Annotated in this window: 17 protein-coding genes; 7 read left to right on the top strand and 10 right to left on the bottom strand. The window is 61.8% G+C overall.

Features of this window, described 5'->3' with window-relative positions; all coding sequences use genetic code 11:
• Positions 1-12 precede the first annotated feature (12 nt).
• The 8 genes from AC3FLX_RS29035 to AC3FLX_RS29000 form a co-directional block, all read right to left on the bottom strand.
• Positions 13-633 carry a hypothetical protein gene (locus AC3FLX_RS29035; RefSeq protein WP_488700794.1) on the bottom strand — a complete coding sequence of 207 codons (621 nt, stop codon included), beginning with the start codon at positions 631-633 and terminating at the stop codon, positions 13-15.
• 338 nt (positions 634-971) lie between these two features.
• A complete protein-coding gene (locus AC3FLX_RS29030) occupies positions 972-1202 on the bottom strand; it encodes an OST-HTH/LOTUS domain-containing protein (RefSeq protein ID WP_488700793.1) in 231 nt (76 codons plus the stop codon).
• A 288-nt stretch (positions 1203-1490) separates the two neighbouring features.
• Positions 1491-2417: an N-6 DNA methylase gene (locus AC3FLX_RS29025; RefSeq protein ID WP_488700792.1), complete on the bottom strand. Its 927-nt coding sequence runs from the start codon at positions 2415-2417 to the stop codon at positions 1491-1493.
• Between the two features lie 140 nt (positions 2418-2557).
• Entirely contained in the window at positions 2558-3175 is a 618-nt protein-coding gene (locus tag AC3FLX_RS29020; protein WP_488700791.1) for a hypothetical protein, read from the bottom strand.
• Positions 3176-3352: 177 nt separating this feature from the next.
• Positions 3353-3832, bottom strand: a complete 480-nt coding sequence (locus AC3FLX_RS29015; protein WP_488700790.1) for a hypothetical protein — start codon at positions 3830-3832, stop codon at positions 3353-3355.
• Positions 3833-3928: 96 nt separating this feature from the next.
• Positions 3929-4123 (bottom strand): hypothetical protein, encoded by a 195-nt coding sequence (locus tag AC3FLX_RS29010; protein WP_488700789.1) that lies wholly within the window; start codon positions 4121-4123, stop codon positions 3929-3931.
• Between the two features lie 159 nt (positions 4124-4282).
• Positions 4283-4930 (bottom strand): DUF6988 family protein, encoded by a 648-nt coding sequence (locus tag AC3FLX_RS29005; RefSeq protein ID WP_488700788.1) that lies wholly within the window; start codon positions 4928-4930, stop codon positions 4283-4285.
• Positions 4927-5451 carry a hypothetical protein gene (locus AC3FLX_RS29000; RefSeq protein WP_488700787.1) on the bottom strand — a complete coding sequence of 175 codons (525 nt, stop codon included), beginning with the start codon at positions 5449-5451 and terminating at the stop codon, positions 4927-4929. Before AC3FLX_RS29000 ends, AC3FLX_RS29005 begins: the two co-directional genes overlap by 4 nt.
• Positions 5452-5610: 159 nt before the next feature.
• On the opposite strand from AC3FLX_RS29000, the gene AC3FLX_RS28995 reads away from it, so the two are divergent.
• From AC3FLX_RS28995 to AC3FLX_RS28965, 7 genes are read left to right on the top strand one after another with little or no spacing between them, the layout of a single operon-like run.
• The gene (locus tag AC3FLX_RS28995; protein WP_488700786.1) at positions 5611-6066 is read left to right on the top strand and encodes a hypothetical protein; all 456 of its coding nucleotides are present in this window, start codon (positions 5611-5613) and stop codon (positions 6064-6066) included.
• A complete protein-coding gene (locus tag AC3FLX_RS28990; RefSeq protein WP_488700785.1) occupies positions 6063-7523 on the top strand; it encodes a 3'-5' exonuclease in 1461 nt (486 codons plus the stop codon). Before AC3FLX_RS28995 ends, AC3FLX_RS28990 begins: the two co-directional genes overlap by 4 nt.
• A 12-nt stretch (positions 7524-7535) precedes the next feature.
• Positions 7536-8762: a DUF1173 family protein gene (locus AC3FLX_RS28985; protein ID WP_488700784.1), complete on the top strand. Its 1227-nt coding sequence runs from the start codon at positions 7536-7538 to the stop codon at positions 8760-8762.
• Positions 8752-9087, top strand: a complete 336-nt coding sequence (locus AC3FLX_RS28980; protein WP_488700783.1) for a DNA translocase FtsK — start codon at positions 8752-8754, stop codon at positions 9085-9087. Before AC3FLX_RS28985 ends, AC3FLX_RS28980 begins: the two co-directional genes overlap by 11 nt.
• 55 nt (positions 9088-9142) lie before the next feature.
• Positions 9143-10270: a hypothetical protein gene (locus tag AC3FLX_RS28975; RefSeq protein WP_488700782.1), complete on the top strand. Its 1128-nt coding sequence runs from the start codon at positions 9143-9145 to the stop codon at positions 10268-10270.
• A gap of 2 nt (positions 10271-10272) precedes the next feature.
• A complete protein-coding gene (locus AC3FLX_RS28970) occupies positions 10273-10599 on the top strand; it encodes a hypothetical protein (protein WP_488700781.1) in 327 nt (108 codons plus the stop codon).
• Positions 10596-11096, top strand: a complete 501-nt coding sequence (locus AC3FLX_RS28965; protein WP_011514894.1) for a hypothetical protein — start codon at positions 10596-10598, stop codon at positions 11094-11096. The genes AC3FLX_RS28970 and AC3FLX_RS28965 overlap by 4 nt, the downstream gene beginning before the upstream one ends.
• A gap of 301 nt (positions 11097-11397) precedes the next feature.
• Here AC3FLX_RS28965 and AC3FLX_RS28960 read toward each other — a convergent pair whose 3' ends face one another.
• Complete coding sequence (locus AC3FLX_RS28960; protein WP_488700780.1) at positions 11398-12774, bottom strand: multidrug DMT transporter permease; 1377 nt, start codon at positions 12772-12774, stop codon at positions 11398-11400.
• Between the two features lie 65 nt (positions 12775-12839).
• Positions 12840-17264: an ATP-binding protein gene (locus AC3FLX_RS28955; protein ID WP_488700779.1), complete on the bottom strand. Its 4425-nt coding sequence runs from the start codon at positions 17262-17264 to the stop codon at positions 12840-12842.
• Positions 17265-17325: the final 61 nt, after the last annotated feature.

The following is a 17325-nucleotide window of genomic DNA, read 5'->3' as shown; positions in this document are numbered from 1 at the left end:
TTGGGCGGCTTTCTATTTGCGTTTTGCATCAATCGATGAATCGATGCGCTTGCGTTCACGCTCGTTTAAGAACCAGCCAACGATCAAACCAAGCGCGATCAACCAGAGCGGTGAGACGTGAGCATTCTCTAGCGCTAGGGCCAGAAAGGCCGCGAAGCCCATCCCATAGAAGAACCAATTGCCTGGCTTGCATCGATGGGCGGTGATCTTCGCGGAGTCGCCCAAAACGGATGCGCCCGCTGCGGCCAATGTTCGAAGGTTGTCGTTGGGGGCAAGCCGTCCTGCAGCGATTTCCCGGCGCGTTATCCGATCCAGCAGCACCGGATTGACCAAGCCATCCTCTGTCGATTCCTTGTTGAGGAATAGCCGGTATTCTGCGTTTGCGACTTGGAGCAATTTAGCATAGGACGCTTCGTCAAAACATTCTTTGCCCACGGCCACGAGAACTCTATGCGCTTCGAGCAACGCCACGTGCTCCTCTTCGGTTGTCGCTCGCTCGTGCAGGTCGGCAATCTCCTTGCGGAAGGAGAGCCAGTCGCCCCCCTGCGCCATTCTGCCCAGCAGGGATTCATTTCTTGTTTCAACGTGGTCTCCTTGAAACTGAGCCTCAACGAATTCTAGTGGCGCGGTCATTGTAATGGGTTCGTGGGGCACGCAACGGCACCGTAGAGGCGAGGCCGCATGCCTACCGAGGCTCTGTGACTCGCCGCGCTTCTGACAGGACGTGTGTGGGACTGCGGGAATGCCGACTACGGACCTCCCCCGACAAAGCGGCCGTTCGCCGGATCGTTTGATACAGCATCATGCGATTGACCGCGTCGGCCGAGCACGCCGACCGATATGACTGCCAACGGCCGTTGCACCTCGGAAGCCGCTGTTTAGCGTATGCGGGATCGAAGGGCGGAAGCGGTCGGCTACGGCCCTCCGCCGACCGATTGTCGGTCCAATCACAACGTCGCAAGGGGTGTGTATCACCCTTCCACTGCATCAACCTTGGGCTTGATACTGACCCAAATCCCTGTGCCGTTCTGCTGAGTCATTACCAAGTCCGGGTAGGTGCGAACCATATCGGATAGCGCGGCATGGCCAAAAACCTTCGGCGAAAAGGCTGGATCGGTGCGCTTGAGGTATTGCCCGAGGGCGCCCAGCCCCACCCACCCATCTGGCGTATCGCCGGCGAGAAGCTCGACAGCGCGAATCACAGCCTTGGGCCGCCGCTTTGCCAGAGGCCTGGCAGGTATAGGTATCGTTGATACCCTCGCTTTTGCGGTGTCGGCCGGTTCCGGGACCGGCTCAGGCACTTGCCACTCAAAGACCGAGCGAACGCCACCAACCGCTTCACAAAAAAAAAGCGCCCTCACGAGGAGGGCGGTAGGAACGGGTCCATCTTGAGAGAGCATGTAGCGGGGTCGCGCTACAGAAACAATCTTATGGCCGATTGGTCGGGTTGATGGCCTCAAAAGCTTGCCAATTTCGACGTCTTTTCACCGTCAGAACAGCGCAAGCTGGTCGTCTGGCACAAAGACTCGCATGGCGGGCGCGGTTACGCGCGGCTGCTCGGGGTCTGCGTTGACATGGAGAACGGATTCAACCTCGAGGTCAGTGGCGACAGTCTGCAACGGCGGGACAGCGGGTTGCTCGGTGTCAACGCCCTCCGCGGTAAGCGATTCCATTGCCTCACGGAGCCGCTTTAGACGCAGCTTCGCGCCCCAACCACCAAGGATGTGAGCCGGCGTGAACCAGGTACCCCATGCCTCGACGGAGAGCGCGTTGCCGTGTACGACAATGGCTGGGATGTTCAGCAGCGACAACTGCACGTACGCCATGTGGACGCACCGCGGATCGATGTCGATACACGTCGCATGCATCGTCTGCTGGTAGTTGCGGCCAGCATCGTGCAGTGCGTCCGCGCACGCGATCACCATCCCACCGGCCCCGCATGCTGGCTCGCTGATCGTGACAAAGCCGTCTCGGTCGACGTACGGATTGCCGTCACCGATATTGATACCAGCCATCAAGCGAGAGACGCTGTAGGGCGTAAAGAACTGCCCTGCCCGATCGTTGCCGAGTTCGAGCATCATGTACGTTTGGCCAAGCACGTCAGCCAGGCCGTCCCCGTGCGGTACCAATTGCTGCACCCGGTCTTCGAATGTCAGCGTCAAGGCGCCGAGCATGTGGGAGAAGCGCTCCAGATCCTCGCGCTCGTACCGCTTCACGATTTCCAGGTAACGCTTCTCTCGCGCATCGAACTGATGGCGATCGACGGCATTGCTGATGGCAAGCGCCGACATCTCCACGAAGTCTGAGAAAACCTCGTGCATCGAGTGCCGGTGGCCAAAGGCCTTGAAGTAGGACAGCAACTGCTTGTGCGGATCGCTGGCGGTGCCTTCAAACTTGCGCTTGGCGGCCCGGCTCACTGGAACCGCCTACGCAGAAATGGGTACGCTTCAGGGTTGCTGCAACGAAAGGAAGAGGATGTTGAGGGCATTTCTGTCGGGGAATGGTCCGGGAAACGCCCCTGCCGGGACGCGTCCCGGACGGGTTGGAAGAAGTGGGTTCAGGTGCCAACGAAGCGCGCCAGGCCTTCGGCAAGATCGCGCTGCAAGCGGATCTCCCAGTGCTCATTGAACTGGCGAATTTCGACGGCAGGAATAGCGCGGCGCTGCGGGGATGCAAACGACGCGTCGACGCGAAACTCACGCAGGCACGCGGCCATTGCTGACTCGCCCGAGTGCTTGGCGAAGACAGCCAATGCCGTCACGACCAGGCTCACGCGGTCTACGGCGCCAGCGGCAAGCCACCGCATACCAGCTGGCTGACCCGCCGCGGGTTCGGACTGGGCGAAAAGCCGGAGGATGCCAAGGTCGCGCGTGAGTTTCATGCTCAGTTGCGTGTGCTCGGCGAAAGCGTTCCGCAACACGACTGCGGCCTGCTCCACCGCCAACGGCTGAGCTTTCGACACCACAAGGGCGTGCCAGAGCTTGTCAAGATCCGGAATCTGGCCGGCATCGATCACCTGCCAAACGTTCCGGGGACCGTCCAGATGCACTCTAGTCTCGTCGACACGCTCACCGAGCTGCGTACTTGCCTTGTCGACAAGGTTCGCCGCCAAGCGTTTCAGGAAGGCGCGTCGGTAGCGCAGCCGCGACTCGCTGGATCGCTGGATCGCTGGCAAGCTAGACGCTGGGCGTTGGGAAAAAGGCTGGCCTCCAGCTTGGCGACGCGATCCATGTCGGTCGTGCTGAAGTGTTCGGCGGCCAGGAATTGGCCAATCAGTTGGTTGTACATATGGTCTCGAATGAATCGGGACCGGCCCGCAGGGACTCGGTCCCATGCGGGTGGGCTGCAGTGCTTAGTGAAAACCGAGCGACGGCGCCAACGGGGTGAACCCCATCGCCCACCATTGCGCGACAGGATGATTCGGAAAGTCTGGAATCTCGCGTTCGCGGAAGATCTCCGGGACAACGGCCAAGGCCGACGGGCGAGCTAGCACGGTCTCGTGCCACTTCTGCTGCAGGCGCAGCCAGGTCAGTTCGGCACGAGCAATGTGATCCCACTCGTGCGGCACTCTGTCCTCATCGAACACGCGGGCACCTTCCGCCGTCATGACGGCCACCACTTCGTGGTACCGCCCGAGTTCGTGCGGGAAGCCACGGCGGACGAACTTTAGAACGGTCGGATCGGGGTAATGGAAAATCCGTTGCAGCTGGCGGATATAGACCGCGCACTCGCGCCGTGAGCGCTCATCGTAGTCGTCGTGGCCGACCTGCGCGCACGATTCCTCGGCAGGCGCCGGGCCCAGTTCGATGTCGAGTGTTTTGGGTTGGGGCATGGGCGTTTCCTGATTTTCCGGGAGACGCCCCACTGGGATGTTTCCCGGCTGGGTGTTGTAGGGCCGCGCGTGCCCTATGGACAGCGCGCGCAATGGTCAGGCCGGTTGGCCCGAGAGATGCGAGAACTTGGCGAGCACCCGGACGACAGCGACCGCCAGGGCGGTTGTCACAAGGGTAGTCAGCTGGAAGGACAGCAGTGCAAGGCTCTCCGTTGTCACGATGAAGAACAGCGCTGCAAAGAGAATCACGACCAAAGCAACAACTGCAATGGCGGTTTCGCGGGGGGGCATGGTGGCTCCAATAGGAGAATGGAGCCGTGGCCCATTAGGGACAAAGCCCCAATGGGAGAAGAAAAGCAGATGGCCGGTACGCCGGCGAGGTCGATGCGCAGTAGCGCGGGGAATCGGACGGATAGTACCGCGCACCTGCGGCCAGGACAAGCCCACCGCTCACGCGTTAGGCTTCATCGGCGGCATACAGTCCTCAAAGTCCATGCGGAGCGCTCGCACCGGGACCATGTTCGCCTGCGCATCTGTCGAGACTAGCGCTGCCATCTGGGCGGCATAGCAGACAAGCCCGTTCGCACAACGAACCACGTTGTCGATGAGGCCCAGCGGATATCCGCTGCCCGACCTGGACAATGGATGCATTCCCCCATGTGTGAAGCTGTTCATGGCTCGCAACGACTGCTGACGGTACTCGTCGAGATGCTCCACGATGCCTTTCACGCGTGCATCCTCTCGCTTGAGCAGCTCGTCGAACATGCCTTTCAGGCTTGGTGCCTTGTCCGCGGCCCGAACCGACTCCTCGGAGAGCGGCGCGTGATACTGCCGTACCCATTTCTCGTCTGCCGCCTCAAGCAGCCAGACGCCACGAATCAGGGTCTCGAACTGCGGCCGGAACAAGGCCATCGCCGCATTTGGCATGCCGATCGTGAGCAGTGCGACGGCGCCCGCGGCGTGTTCCACTGACATCAGCGCGCACTGATATGCCGAAATCGCCCTCGGATGCTCGGTCGGCGTGGTACTACCCATGCACGTCACAGCCGCATTGTGCAGTTCGGCCGAGCGGGTCAGGATATCAACGGACATCGTCATGCCTCATGCCGTGACTGGCGGGCTAGGCGATTCGCCGCCCGGAACCGGTTGACCACCTCCCAGCGCCGCTGTGCAACCTCTTCCGGATTCTCCAGGTTCGAATAGTCCTGCATTGGGCCATCCCCCACGAACGGCTTGTAGTCCTCAGGTAGCTTCCCTTCCGCCTTGAGCTTGTCGCGCTGGATGCGGCCCAGCCCGTCAGTCGTCTCGGTGATGGCCACATAGTCCCAGCGTTCCGGCACGGCGGCGTCCGCGAACCATACCTCCCCCTCGCCCTTGCCAACGATTGCGACCACGTCGTACACGCTGCCTACGGGAGAAGGCACGGCACGGACCTCAAACCGCAGCACCTCGGGCCTCGGGTGCCAAAACACGCGATCGAGATACCGTTTGAAGATGAAGGCATCCATCCGGGCGATCTCGCCGTATTGCGGTTCCCCAGGAGCGATGAACTGCGGCTCGCGCTTGGGGCGATTGCCCAGAGATACTTCCCGGGCGGTGGTTGTGGGGGCTTGTGACATGGGATTCCCGTAAAAGACGCTCGAAATTCTATAGCTTTTGGGGGAAAGCCCAGCAGAAACCACCCCGAAAATGGTTGGCGGCGAACTTCGCCCGCCGGCCGCCTTGACTTCGCAGTGGCGCCGGTATCTTGGTCTTAGACCATTCCATACTTAGCCGCCATGCGATTCACCCGACTCGGTCGCCACGACCCCATCGACTTCAATACCCGCCGCCAGGCCGCATTCGCGCGCAAACAGCAGCGCGAGCGCGACAGGTACCCGCTCTTCGCGGACCACGTGGCAGCGGAGCAGCACACGCTGGACGAGGAACTGGCACGCCGCCAGCGCCGCTCGGAAAACCTCGCGCGTACGACACGCGCCCTGCACGCCCGCGTCTGGCGAAAGAAGCGGGCGGTCTATTTCTCCCTGACCCCGGAACAGCGAGCGGAAATCCGCGCCAAATGGCTGGCATGGACCGGCCCCACCACCGCCCTCTATTTCGCCTACATCGTCGACGGCATCAGCGGCGAGGCCGAACGGCGCGATACGGCGTCCCGCGAGCACGCACTGGCGATCCGCCGGCGCGTCCTGACCATGCTGCCAGAGCAAGCGGCACTGGAGATCTGCGCACCATGACCCCTACCGAAGAACAGGTTGCCGTTGTCGACGCCGTCGAGGCGGGTGGCGCGCTCAAGGTCAAAGCCTATGCTGGCGCCGGCAAGACATCCACGCTAAAGCTGGCCGCCCAGGCGCTGGGCCGCAGTCGCGGGCTGTACATGGCTTTCAACAAGGATATCGCTGCCGAAGCCGCGCGGAAGTTCCCCACCAACACGAAATGCCGCACCGCCCATTCCGTCGCGCGTGCTGCAACGCGCCCTGAGATCAGCCGCAAGATCGACAACCCACTGGAGCCCTCGCATCACCTCGCCGTCCGCTATGGCCTCGGTCCGCTCAAGTTGCCCACGACCATCGGCAAGGATCTGGAGCTCAGCGGCAGCAAGGTGGCACGGATGGTCGCGGACGGCGTGGCGCGATTCTGCCGGTCTGCCCAGCCCGAGCCACTGGCGTGGCATATCCCGGTGGAATCGATCGTCCCGGACGAGGAAGCTGAGTTGCTGCGCGCCTCGCTGCTCCCCTACGTGAAGCGCCTCTGGGAGGAATACATCGACCCAGCCGCCGCCGGCGCGATCACCCACGACGTCTATCTCAAACTCTGGCAACTAAGCCGTCCGCGCATTGGTGCCGATTTCATCCTGTTCGATGAAGCGCAGGATGCGGATGGCCTGATGCTCTCTGTCCTCCGCGCCCAGCAGTGCCAGGTCATCTACGTGGGCGATCCGTACCAGCAGATCTACGAATGGCGCGGCGCCGTCAATGCAATGGACTTCATCAAGGCGCCGGAGCGTGCCCTCACCGAATCCTTCCGGTTCGGTCCGGCTATCGCCCAGATGGCCAGCCGCATGCTTTCCCTGATGGACGAGGACACGCCGGTCCGTGGCCAGGAACACATTGCGTCGCGGATCGAGCACGACTCGGAGTTTGGCCAACACCGCTACAACGCGATTCTCTGCCGCAAGAACGCCACGGTCCTTACACACCTCGCGCAAGGCATCGCAAGAGGCGACCGCGTTGCTGTCCGTGCCAAGCTGGATGAACTGCGCGCTTTCGCCGACGGCGCCGAGCGCCTGATGCGCGGGGAACGGATCGCCTACCCGGCCTCCCTCGCACTATTCGAGACCTGGGAAGAAGTCCAAGAATACGCCGAGTCCCTAGCCGGCCGCGACCTGCAGCCGCTGGTCAAGCTGATTGACAGTGAAGGGGTGGACTACCTCCGGCTAATCCTGACGCGCGTGAGCCCAGAAAGCGAGGCGGACTACGTCATCTCTACCGCGCACCGAGCAAAGGGGCTGGAGTTCGACTCGGTCTATCTCGCAGGCGACTTCAAGTTCAAGACCGGCGAGGAAGGCGAGACGACGATGACCGCCGAAGAGAAGCGCCTGCTCTACGTTGCCATGACCCGCGCCAAGCATGTGCTTAACGTCAGTGAAATCCGACGCGACCTCTATGCCATGTTCCGGGACGCTGGAGTCTAGGAGAACATCACCATGATTACCGTGCGGATAGGCGGGAATGAGTTCCCCCTCGACGATGTGCTGGAAGATCCGGGCCGCTATGCTGGCCACCTGGAGCGCGCGAGGACCGTGCAAGGCTTCGCCGAGTGTGGCTGCACGGCCAGCCGGCCACGGCCCAAGCTCGTGATCCGCCGCCACCGCGACATATTCCTCCTCGCTCGTTGGCCGGACCAGGCACACCACCATGCGGGCGCATGTCCGTTTCACCGTCTGGCGCTTGCCAAAGGGGGCGCCGCAGACAGTCTCGACGCCTTCCGCGTGCGCGATGGCCACCACGACATCCGGCTCGATGCCACGCTGTCAGCCAGCACGCGCACCCCGGCCAAAACGGTGCAACGGACACCCAAGGGGGAAAGCAGCAAGCCCCAACGGCGCTCGGCAGGCCTGCTGGCATTCCTGGAGTATGCGTGGGAACAAGCGGGGCTCACCGTCTGGTCGGGGACCGGCTCCCGAGGCTGGAACGCCTGCTGGTCGCAGCTGACCACTGAATTGGCCGATTGCCGCATCAACGGCAAGGCCGCAGCCGATCTGCTCCACGTCATGCAACGATGGGATCCAACTCGCAAGGCAGAAATCCTGGCCGAGTTCGACGCGTGGCAGGCGCGCCTCTCCCCCGCTTCCGCTGGCACACCCCGCGGCATCTTGATCGGGGAGCTGGAGTCCCACGGGCCGACCCAGTATGGGGGCAAGGTCGTGCTGCGCCAGAGCACGCAGCGGTTTTTCATGTCCGCCGAGATCTACGCACGCCTGAAGGCGTCGTTCGCCAATGCCCTTGCCGGCACTGGCAAGGCCGATCAACGCTGCATCGTCGTACTGCTCGTTGAAAAATCCCGGTCCAACTACCTGACGGTAGTCGATATCGCCGCGATGCTGGCCAACCGTCAGTTCCTGCCCTGCGACTCGTCGCACGAGGTTGCGATGGCGGACCGCCTGGTCGGCCACGGCCGCGCCTTCCGCAAACCATTGCGCCACGTCGGTCGCGCCGCCGCGCACCCGGATTTCGTCCTGACCGACGTCGCCCCGGAAGCGGTCATCGAGGTACTTGGCATGACGGGCAACCCCGAGTACGACGCCCGGATGGCGTCCAAGCGCCAGTACTACCGCGAGAACGGCATGCCTTGCATCGAATGGGACGCCGTGAGTACGCCTATTGAGTACCTGCGGCTTCCGCCCAGCACCCGGAAGACCGATGCACGCTGATCGGGATGCGCTGTTTCGCACGGCGCTGGAGCTCGTCCACCAGCACCGCGCCGCCTCGGTCGCGCTGCTGCAGCGACACTTGGGTGTCAGTCACGATTCCGCCGAAGCTTTGCTCCATCGCATGGCCGGTGAAACGACCGCCGTTCGCCGAATGCAGAACGGCCTGTTTCTCTACACGTATGGCCCGATAGGCGAAGAGCTGGCGGCCCTGCACGGATTCGCTCAGGTAGTGCTCACAGCGCTCTCCCAGGACAACCTCGATGCCAACCAATTGCGCGCGGCCGCGATCGAATTCGGGCTTACCGCGCCGGTCGGCACGACTTGACTTCGAATCCGGATCGATAGGCTGTAGAGATCTAAACACACGCCACCTCCCTTCCATGAAGACACTGCCCGTGTTCCCGACAATGCTCCGCAAGATATGGAGCGGCACAGAGGTCCAAAACTGGATTGATAGCAATCTCGCCCCGCTCATCCCTTTGGGGAGCATTGCGGATTCCAGCCTACGCGAAGCCTTGGATCGTATGGATGCGCTGCTCGACCCATCTCGTGGCTTGTTGGCCATACCGCCGGGGTCGGCTACTGTTAAGGCCAGCGAGCGCGACATGGCGCTCATCCGCGCCGCACTCTCCCAGCCGACTACCGGCGTCGCGGAAGCCGATGTCCGCCTCGAAGTCGAACACGTCCTGCACACGCTGGACGGCGGCTATGCCATGCAAATGGGCGGCGATAGGATCATCGCGGTTGTCATGGCATTGATTCGACGCGCCGTAGCTGCCCAGACGTCAGCTTCCACGTGGACGAACGAGCGTTGCCAGCATGAGGTCTGCGACGAGGAAGATGAGCACGACCCGCAGTGCAAGGCATGGTCGAACTCGACGCCACAGGACGGACACGATGCGTTGAACACTGCAGCGCCAAAACTCGATCTGAGCGGTCTGACCGTCGAAGCCGCCGACGACGAGCCGAATGGTGTGTTCGCGAGCTTTCCAGATGATGAGGACGATGCCCGCCTCGACTTGCTCATGGACGAGCTGGACGCTATCGCTGGCATGCCGGCATACCTAACTACCGACTTCGATGGCGTGGGTATCATCATGCAGTTCGAGACCGAGGACGAAGCACAGCGGGCGATTGATGCGTTGGAATCGGCGATACAGGCCTGCGCTGCCCGCCAGCCGCGGCCGTGCGGACAGGCACTGCAGGTACTCCACGAGAAGTGGCAACAGGCGGCGAGCGGCGGTTTGCAAGGAGTTTCCCATCCCCCCTTGCATTTGGTCAGGCAAACCGCGTCGCTAGTAGCCGCGGACCTGCTTGGCCAGCCCAAGGACGAGGATCGGCAGTTGGTTGCCCTTCGCCTGGTGGAGCTGCTTGTCCGCGCCAGCGCGCATCGGAGTTGCCCGCCACCGGTCGACGAAACAGAGGCCCAGGAACGTGAGCATCTCGGTTGCGCGTACTGTGGCACTGGCATCTACCACGCGGCCGCAGGTCAGCGCAGTGCGAGCTGAGCATGGCAAAAGACGATCGCTACTTCGGCAAAACCATTGACGAACACGTCGACGCGGGCACCCTCAATGGCACGGGCCACTCGTGGTGCGTAGGTAACGCCAAGGGCGTAGGTTGTGGCGGTCTATGCGTATTCGAGGCCCAAATGTGTGTTGATTGCAATCACGGGATTATTGGTCAGGAGCACCGCTCCGTTTGGGAGGGCATTCGAGATCAGCAATTCGAAGCCATCGCCATTGGCGACCTTGGTGAAAGCGGGAAGGCTCGCGCCCAACAGATTCTGGTCAAGGCTGAGAAGGTTCTCCGTCGCCTCGATGGAGAACCGGCATGAGAGTACTGTCGGCGGCCGCACGGAAGGCGTTATCGGAGCAGAAAGATGTGTCGACCAGGAGAACGCGGAAACGCCTTGAGCAGGCGCTGCAACGGCTTTCCCGAGGCACACCCGAGACCGTCATCATAGGCTCCCGGCTCACTGTCTCCAATGTGGCTAAAGAGGCGGGTGTCGATCGTGCCACGCTATATCGTTTCCATCAACCGGTGCTCGACGCGATCCGAAAAGCGGCCGGCGACTCGAAGCCTTCGGCAAAGAAGACTCGCAGAAACCTCACTGAGAGTGAAGCTAAACTCAAGGAATATCGTGCTTTGGTTGAGGATGCCCAAAGCGAGGTCGCGGCTTTGGCACGTATCAACTATCGTCTTGACGCGAGGATTCGGGAGTTGGAGGAATTGATCCGGATACGAGACCGAGTAATCACAGATTTGCAGTTGCAACTGAATCAGCGCCCCGACTCGAGGCAGCCGACCCCGCTGAAGCGCCCCAGAGCATGATCGCGACGTCCCCTTTGTATTTCGATCAGGCTGATCGATTTGCTCTGCCACACGAGCGCTAAGATTGAGGTTCACTAGGCGGATTCAACCGTATGCAGCGGCAATGAAAGACTGACGGCGACCGAGGCCGTGTGGAAACACCCCTCGACCCGTTGCTGCCCGATCGGGGTTCGCTGAACAACGTCTGCTTCGCAGCGATTGCTGTCGGTCGGCTTGAACGGGTGAACTCACGCTGTCGGCCACTAAGCGGCCACTAGCTCTGGCTGCGCTCCTGTGAAAGTTAGTTGAATGGAGGGCTGGGTCACACGAACGTGGCACCAAAAGACAGCTTTTCTTCAAAGCCGTTGAATCCGCCCTTCCTATGGAGCGTTCTCACACGCCAGAAGTAGAACGATCGCACCTCCTGAACTGCATCATCCGGTGATATGCGATATGCCGTACCTCTGGAGACAAGGGCCATGCCGCAGTTTCCGTCGAACTGCATGGGGCGAACCGGACCCCAGCCTGCATTCCAATAGCTGAGGTCGGCGATGACGGCGCTACCCGACTTAACCTCCAGCACCCCATCACGAGGCGTGACCTCCAACTGGTCGCGCCCTGGAATTGCAGGCAAGTAGAGGCGGCCGGGATAAAGATCGAGCTGCAGGTAACCGAGGCGCTCAAAGTCGAGCAGCTTTGCCAGCGGCCAAGCTCTGCTCTCCCGATCGGCTATCGCTTGATGCGCCGGTGACTCCAGGACCGTCGTCGTTCCTAGGGGCTCGTGGAAGTCGCTAGCGAGTAGCTCTCCAGTTCTCCACAGATCCTTCAAGTGTTCAGCCAAGCCTTCATCAGCGACGCTGCTACCTGCCACCTGCGCCCACCGGACGACCGAGACCTCCACACAGCGGTCCATTGACATCACAACGGGAGACGCGAAGGCCATCAGTTCGTCGCCGGGACGTTCTAGCTGAACCCGTTCAACGAGACTGCGGACAGCCCCACCAATAGCCTCGTCATCGCCGTCGAACTCCGTTCGGCCTGGAAACCAAGCTGGCCGCCTAGGCCTAAGCAGTGCAAGTGTCGGGTGAACAGGCAAAGCCAATAGAGCCCATTCTTCCGCTGTATCGGGAGGCATGCCCCAGAACTCCTCAGCAACCGCCAACGTGCGGTGGTAGGCGGAGATCATCCGCAAGGCAGTCCGGGATGAGATTTGACCGCTGAACCCGTCGCCCAAGAGGCGCGAGAAATGCCAAGGGTCACCCTGAAAAGGAGCATCCGGATAGGCCTCCTTGTTCATCGACCACTCGAAAGCCATCTGGCGGACGAACGGCAGCCGCGTAGCGGCCTCAAGTTCCGTCATGGAGGTACGGAACATCCGCGGAAGGTCCGCACCTTGCACTCCGTTGAAATCCTGTGGAATCTCGAAGTCCTCAGGCACTTCTTCTAGGCCTTCGTCCGGGATGTCCGCCCACAGCCCGAGGCTCTCTAGCAATAGCTCCGAGAGGACGGACGTCTTAGGAATGCTCTCGGCCAGTTTCTGGCTGGCCTCGTACCCGTGCGCCTGCGCGGCCATCCAAAAGACGAAGAGCGCCTCCACCACCTCGGCCTCGAGCTTCCTTGTGCCGAGGAATTCAAGAAGTGCGGCCTCCGTCGCCGCTTTGGACGCCGGCGCGCCCAGCCGAGCGGCGAGCTCCTGCATGGTCCACCACCGTGCAGCGGTCGACGGCCAGCCCAGCCTAGCGACGAGGATGCGAATGTCATCCATCATGTGCCCTTCGCCCTCGCAGCGTCGAGCTCTTCTGCCCAGCGCGGCCGTTCCAGCGGAAGGGTTCGGGTGTCTTCAAGAACGCAATTCACCATCATCTCGGCGAACTTCACGGCGTCGGCAACGCGCTTCTGCCGTGCATAGAAATAGACCATCAGATTCGTCGGCGCTACACGCGGCGGCTCGGGCTCTCCGAACATGCCATACGTCGTCTCAGCGACGAACTCGTCGCAACGACTCGGGTAGTGCTGAACGACCATATCCAGCCTCTCACGCGTCTTTTCTTCGCTTTCCGCGAAGCCCAGCCATGCACCCTTCCGGACCTGTGCCTGAACGAGGTAATTCCACGCAGCCTTCGAGCCGCTCAGCCTGCGCCTCGTCTCAAAGGCGAGGTCAGACAGTTCGAGGATGCCATTCATGCGCCCCTCGTCTGAGTGAAGAAAGCCGTCCAACGCCGCGAGAAGGCGCTTGCCATGTCCGGCCTTATCCCAGTGCTCGTACCATGTCCGAAAGAGCCTCTTCTTCTCGTTGTAGCTGGTCGACAGGCTTGCCAGCATCTCGTCGACCAGCTCCGGTGCAAACGTGGTGACATCGCCCGTATACGGCTTGCTGTCAATGTCGCCGCTAGACGAGTCTGCACGCTGAAGCACGCCGACGTCCCAGCCGGCATGCTCCCTGAGAACACGCAGCCGCTCGGCAGCGCCATCCTGACCATTGCGCTCAAGCTGCATCAACGCGTCTTGGACCTCTGGGTGAACACCCGTGCGCATAAGCGCATCCAGGGGCCAACCGTCCCGCACGCCCTGCTCTACGTACGCCCGCAGGCTGTCCTCCGCATGCGACCAATCGCCGGCGTCCGTGTGCTCCTCATACTTCACCACCAGAGCTGGTGGGCAGAGCTTCACCAACAGGCGGTCAGCGGCTGAGAGCACGTGCCTCGTGCCCTTTCCGTCCGTGAAGTCCAGCACGCGGTGGATCTGGGGCGAAATCAAGCTGAGCAGCCGTCGAGCATCGTCTGGCACGACCTCCACCAGGTAGTCAATGGCGTCGACGGTGTTGTTCAACGTGGGGTCCTTGCGGTGCCCGTAGCCGGTCACCAGCTCCCAAGTCTGCGTGCAGAGCTCCCGGGCGCTGGTGTTTAAGCCGTGGCTAAGGGTGATGCCGCAGAGTTGCAGAGGCGTCTGAAGATGAACGCTGGTCTCCTGGCGGATCTCAGCATCGAGCAGGACGCGTTGGGATTGGATGAAGGCCGCTGCAGCTTCATCGCTCATCCTGGTCAGCAATCCTGCCGCGTACTGGGTGCGGAAGGACGCAGGGTCGAACCACTCGCCAGTAGCTGAGGCGACCATGGTGGCCTCAGTGAGTTCAACATCGTCGCGACCGGCAAGCAGGCAGCTCCCCAGCCGGATGTCGCAGGCAATGCGATGCAGTCCAGCCCGGAAATCCTCCGCTGCTGAGCTGGCATCGTGACCCTGCCTAAAGCGCCTGAACTGGATAGGCTTGAGCAGTTCGAACAGCTCATGAAAGTCCACGAACTCCCCGCGCCACCAGCGCTCAGCAACCTGAGCTGCAATTGCTGAGAGGGAATTCAAGAAGTAGCTGATGTTCCTCCTGTCCTCGTAGGTGGGCGCCCGCACGAACTCGAAGCCGGTTTGTCCTTCTGCCTTCATGCAAAGGCTCAGGTGCACGCCGCTGAAGAACCAATGATGAACGAGCGCACTCAGGTCGTCCTTGCGCTCGTAGTAGTCACCCTTGAGCCACTCAATGGGGATGGGCTCGTTCAGCGGTTTGGAGCTCCGTGTGCGGGCGGCCTCCAATGCGGCAACAAATGGGGTTCGCGCCAGTTTGTTGAAGTCGTCGCGGTCAAAGATGCTCACCCCGGCCGTTGCAGCCGCCCGGACGCAGACGTCGCTGAGAACACTCTTATCCGGATCGTCGGGCGGCAGCGGGGTGGCCGCGTCCATCAGGTCGTCCAGCACGCCCTCATCAACCAGCATCCGGGCTCTCGGCATCCACACGACAGGGGCGTTCTCGCGAACCAGCTTGGCAAACGCCTCTGAGGTCGCACCGATGACACCCAAGCGCGCGAACGCCTCGACCAAGAACTTGAAATCAGCAGTTCCTTCGTTTGACGAGTACCGCGTGGAAAAGCGGCTGAGACCTCTGAAACGCCGCAGTGCCTCGGAACCACAGGTCTTGGCCAGTACCGCATGTCCTCGCGCCTGCAAGGCCAAGCCAAGGGCTGCCACACGCAGGATGTCCGTCTCGTGCCGCGACGCCACAGCCTCTCGGACAACACAGTCGTCGGCTGTCAGCCTCAGCGTAAACGACACAAGCCGAGCCATGTCGTCGTCCTGCATCTGAAACTCGCTGCCACGGACCATCCGCGCCCTGAGATGGTCAAGGCGGTAGGCGTCGGCAAACGCATTGGTATCCAGCGCCGCGACCATGGCCTCCGACAACAAGGTGTCGAACAGCGACTCTGGATAGCCTTCCTCCAGGCGGAGCATGATCCAGTCGCGGGTCAACCCGGCAATGAGGTTCTTGGGGTCACCGAGCCTGGCCTGAACCGACCAGAGCCAGTTGACGCGCAAAGAAGGCGGTGCCGATGTTTCAAGCCAGCCCGCCACCGCCGGCATCAGTTCCTTGATGCGCTCGTCGTAGTCCGGTGTTGAGCGCACAAAGACGGCCAGGCTCTCGTGGAAGACCTTCAGGCCAGCCGCTGAGGAATGCAGTAGGTGCTCCACCTTCGCGACATCGGGCTGAGCAGTGCCAAGCTTCGCCGCAATCTCCAAGAACCCAGCCTTTGGCCAGAAGAAGGGGAACGCGCACACCAAGCGCAGCGTGTCCTTCAGACTGGGTGGCAGCTCTTCCCACAGGGACGCGTAGTAGAACTTAACCTCCTTGGTCATATCCCCTTGCAGCCGCTCGATATCCCAGCTGTCCAGGTCACCCCCGGCATGCTCAACCTCCGCGGTGGCGTAGATGACGTGCAGCGGGTGGCCGTTGGTCTTCTTGCGAAGCGCGGTCGCCGCCTCCTGCAGTTGGCGCTCCGACTGCCCCTCATCGTCGAATCGGGTCGACAGCCTGCCCTCGTCAACAGCCTTGCGCAGGTACGACAACACTGCGTTCTCGGACATCGCTGGCAACTCACGCCAACTGGCCTTCGGGGCTACCGCCAAGAGGTCCCTAGGAAGCTGGGCGTCGTCAACCGGCTGCGTGCCCACCAACAGAACCATGTTGTCCGGACACGGCAAGACCTGCGAGAACAAGTCGTCCAGCGGACGCTTGTCGGCGGCATTGATGCGCCAGACATGGTCCAAGCCGTCCAGAACCAGCACGAACGGCTTGCCCTTACCCTCGTAGTACGCCGCGCAAGCTTCGAGGAGCCCTCGCAAGTCACCGCCGAGTGCCTGAACCCCTGGATGAAACTGCTTGACCTGAGCCGCGATGGACTGCTCAACCACATAGCTGTGCACGCGGTCGCGCCCCCGCTCGGTCGTCGACAGGAAGTAGTGGTGACGGACCGTGGGAATGTCCAAGCTAGCAAGCTTGTCGCACAGCGCGCTCAAGTACGTGCTCTTCCCGCGGCCAGGCGGCCCCGTGAGCACGAATGCCTGTCCGGCACCGGCGGCGGTGTCGCGCACGAAGTCCCGGTGGAACGTTTCGTCTGGCACTTCATATCCGAGCGGCACGAAAAAGTCTTCAGGCAAGGGGGCCGCCGGCGCAGCTCGCAGGATTGTGTGCACCTGGTTCAAGGAGATCCACCCGTCAGGCGGCGGGGAATTCTTCCGAATCGCCCAGTTCAAAGCGACATTCTTGAGGTTCGCAATGCCCTCAGGCGTGCCGTGCCGGTGCAGTCGAGCATCGACCTCGTGCTCGAGCGATTCGAACCCCTTGTCGCTGTGAAGAACCTGCAGCTGACTGAAGAAGGCTTCGCACTTCTCCTGGTCGCCCAGCTCGGCGATTAACGCTGAGCGCCGCGGCTCGGGAACTTTGGCGAAGTCGATCTTCCCCCCGGACAAGCACGCCTCAACTTCCGCATCTGGCCGGCGATTCGTCCTCAGCGATAGGACGCCAACCCGAGCGGGGTCCAAAGCGGCGAACGCGTCAAACCACTTCCGAAGCATGGACCTCGACCGCGCAGTCGTGCCTGCCTTCTCAAGCATCCACTCCCAGCTCAGCGCGTGCGCACCCGGGTTCGGTGTGTACTTGACCTGCTCCAGATCGATGAGGTCATCTGCGCGCTCGGCGACGATGTCGTCCAGTCCCTTCGGCGCAACGGCCTCGTCGTCACACTCAAACTTCACACGGGTGAAGCGTGTCGGCGCATCTAGCCAATCGCAAAGAAGCCTCAGTCCCTGCCGATTCTGATAGATGTAGCCGGCGGCGGTTATCGCAGTGTTCTTAATCTCTTCAGACATGGAATGGGATGGCCGGCAAAGGTATTGACCGAGCAAACGGCCTTGTGACGCCGCTTGCGGA

Source organism: Cupriavidus sp. 291-E7, from assembly GCF_057798835.1.
The sequence above is the reverse complement of the archived record's forward strand: the minus strand, read 5'-3'. Positions and strand labels throughout refer to the sequence as shown.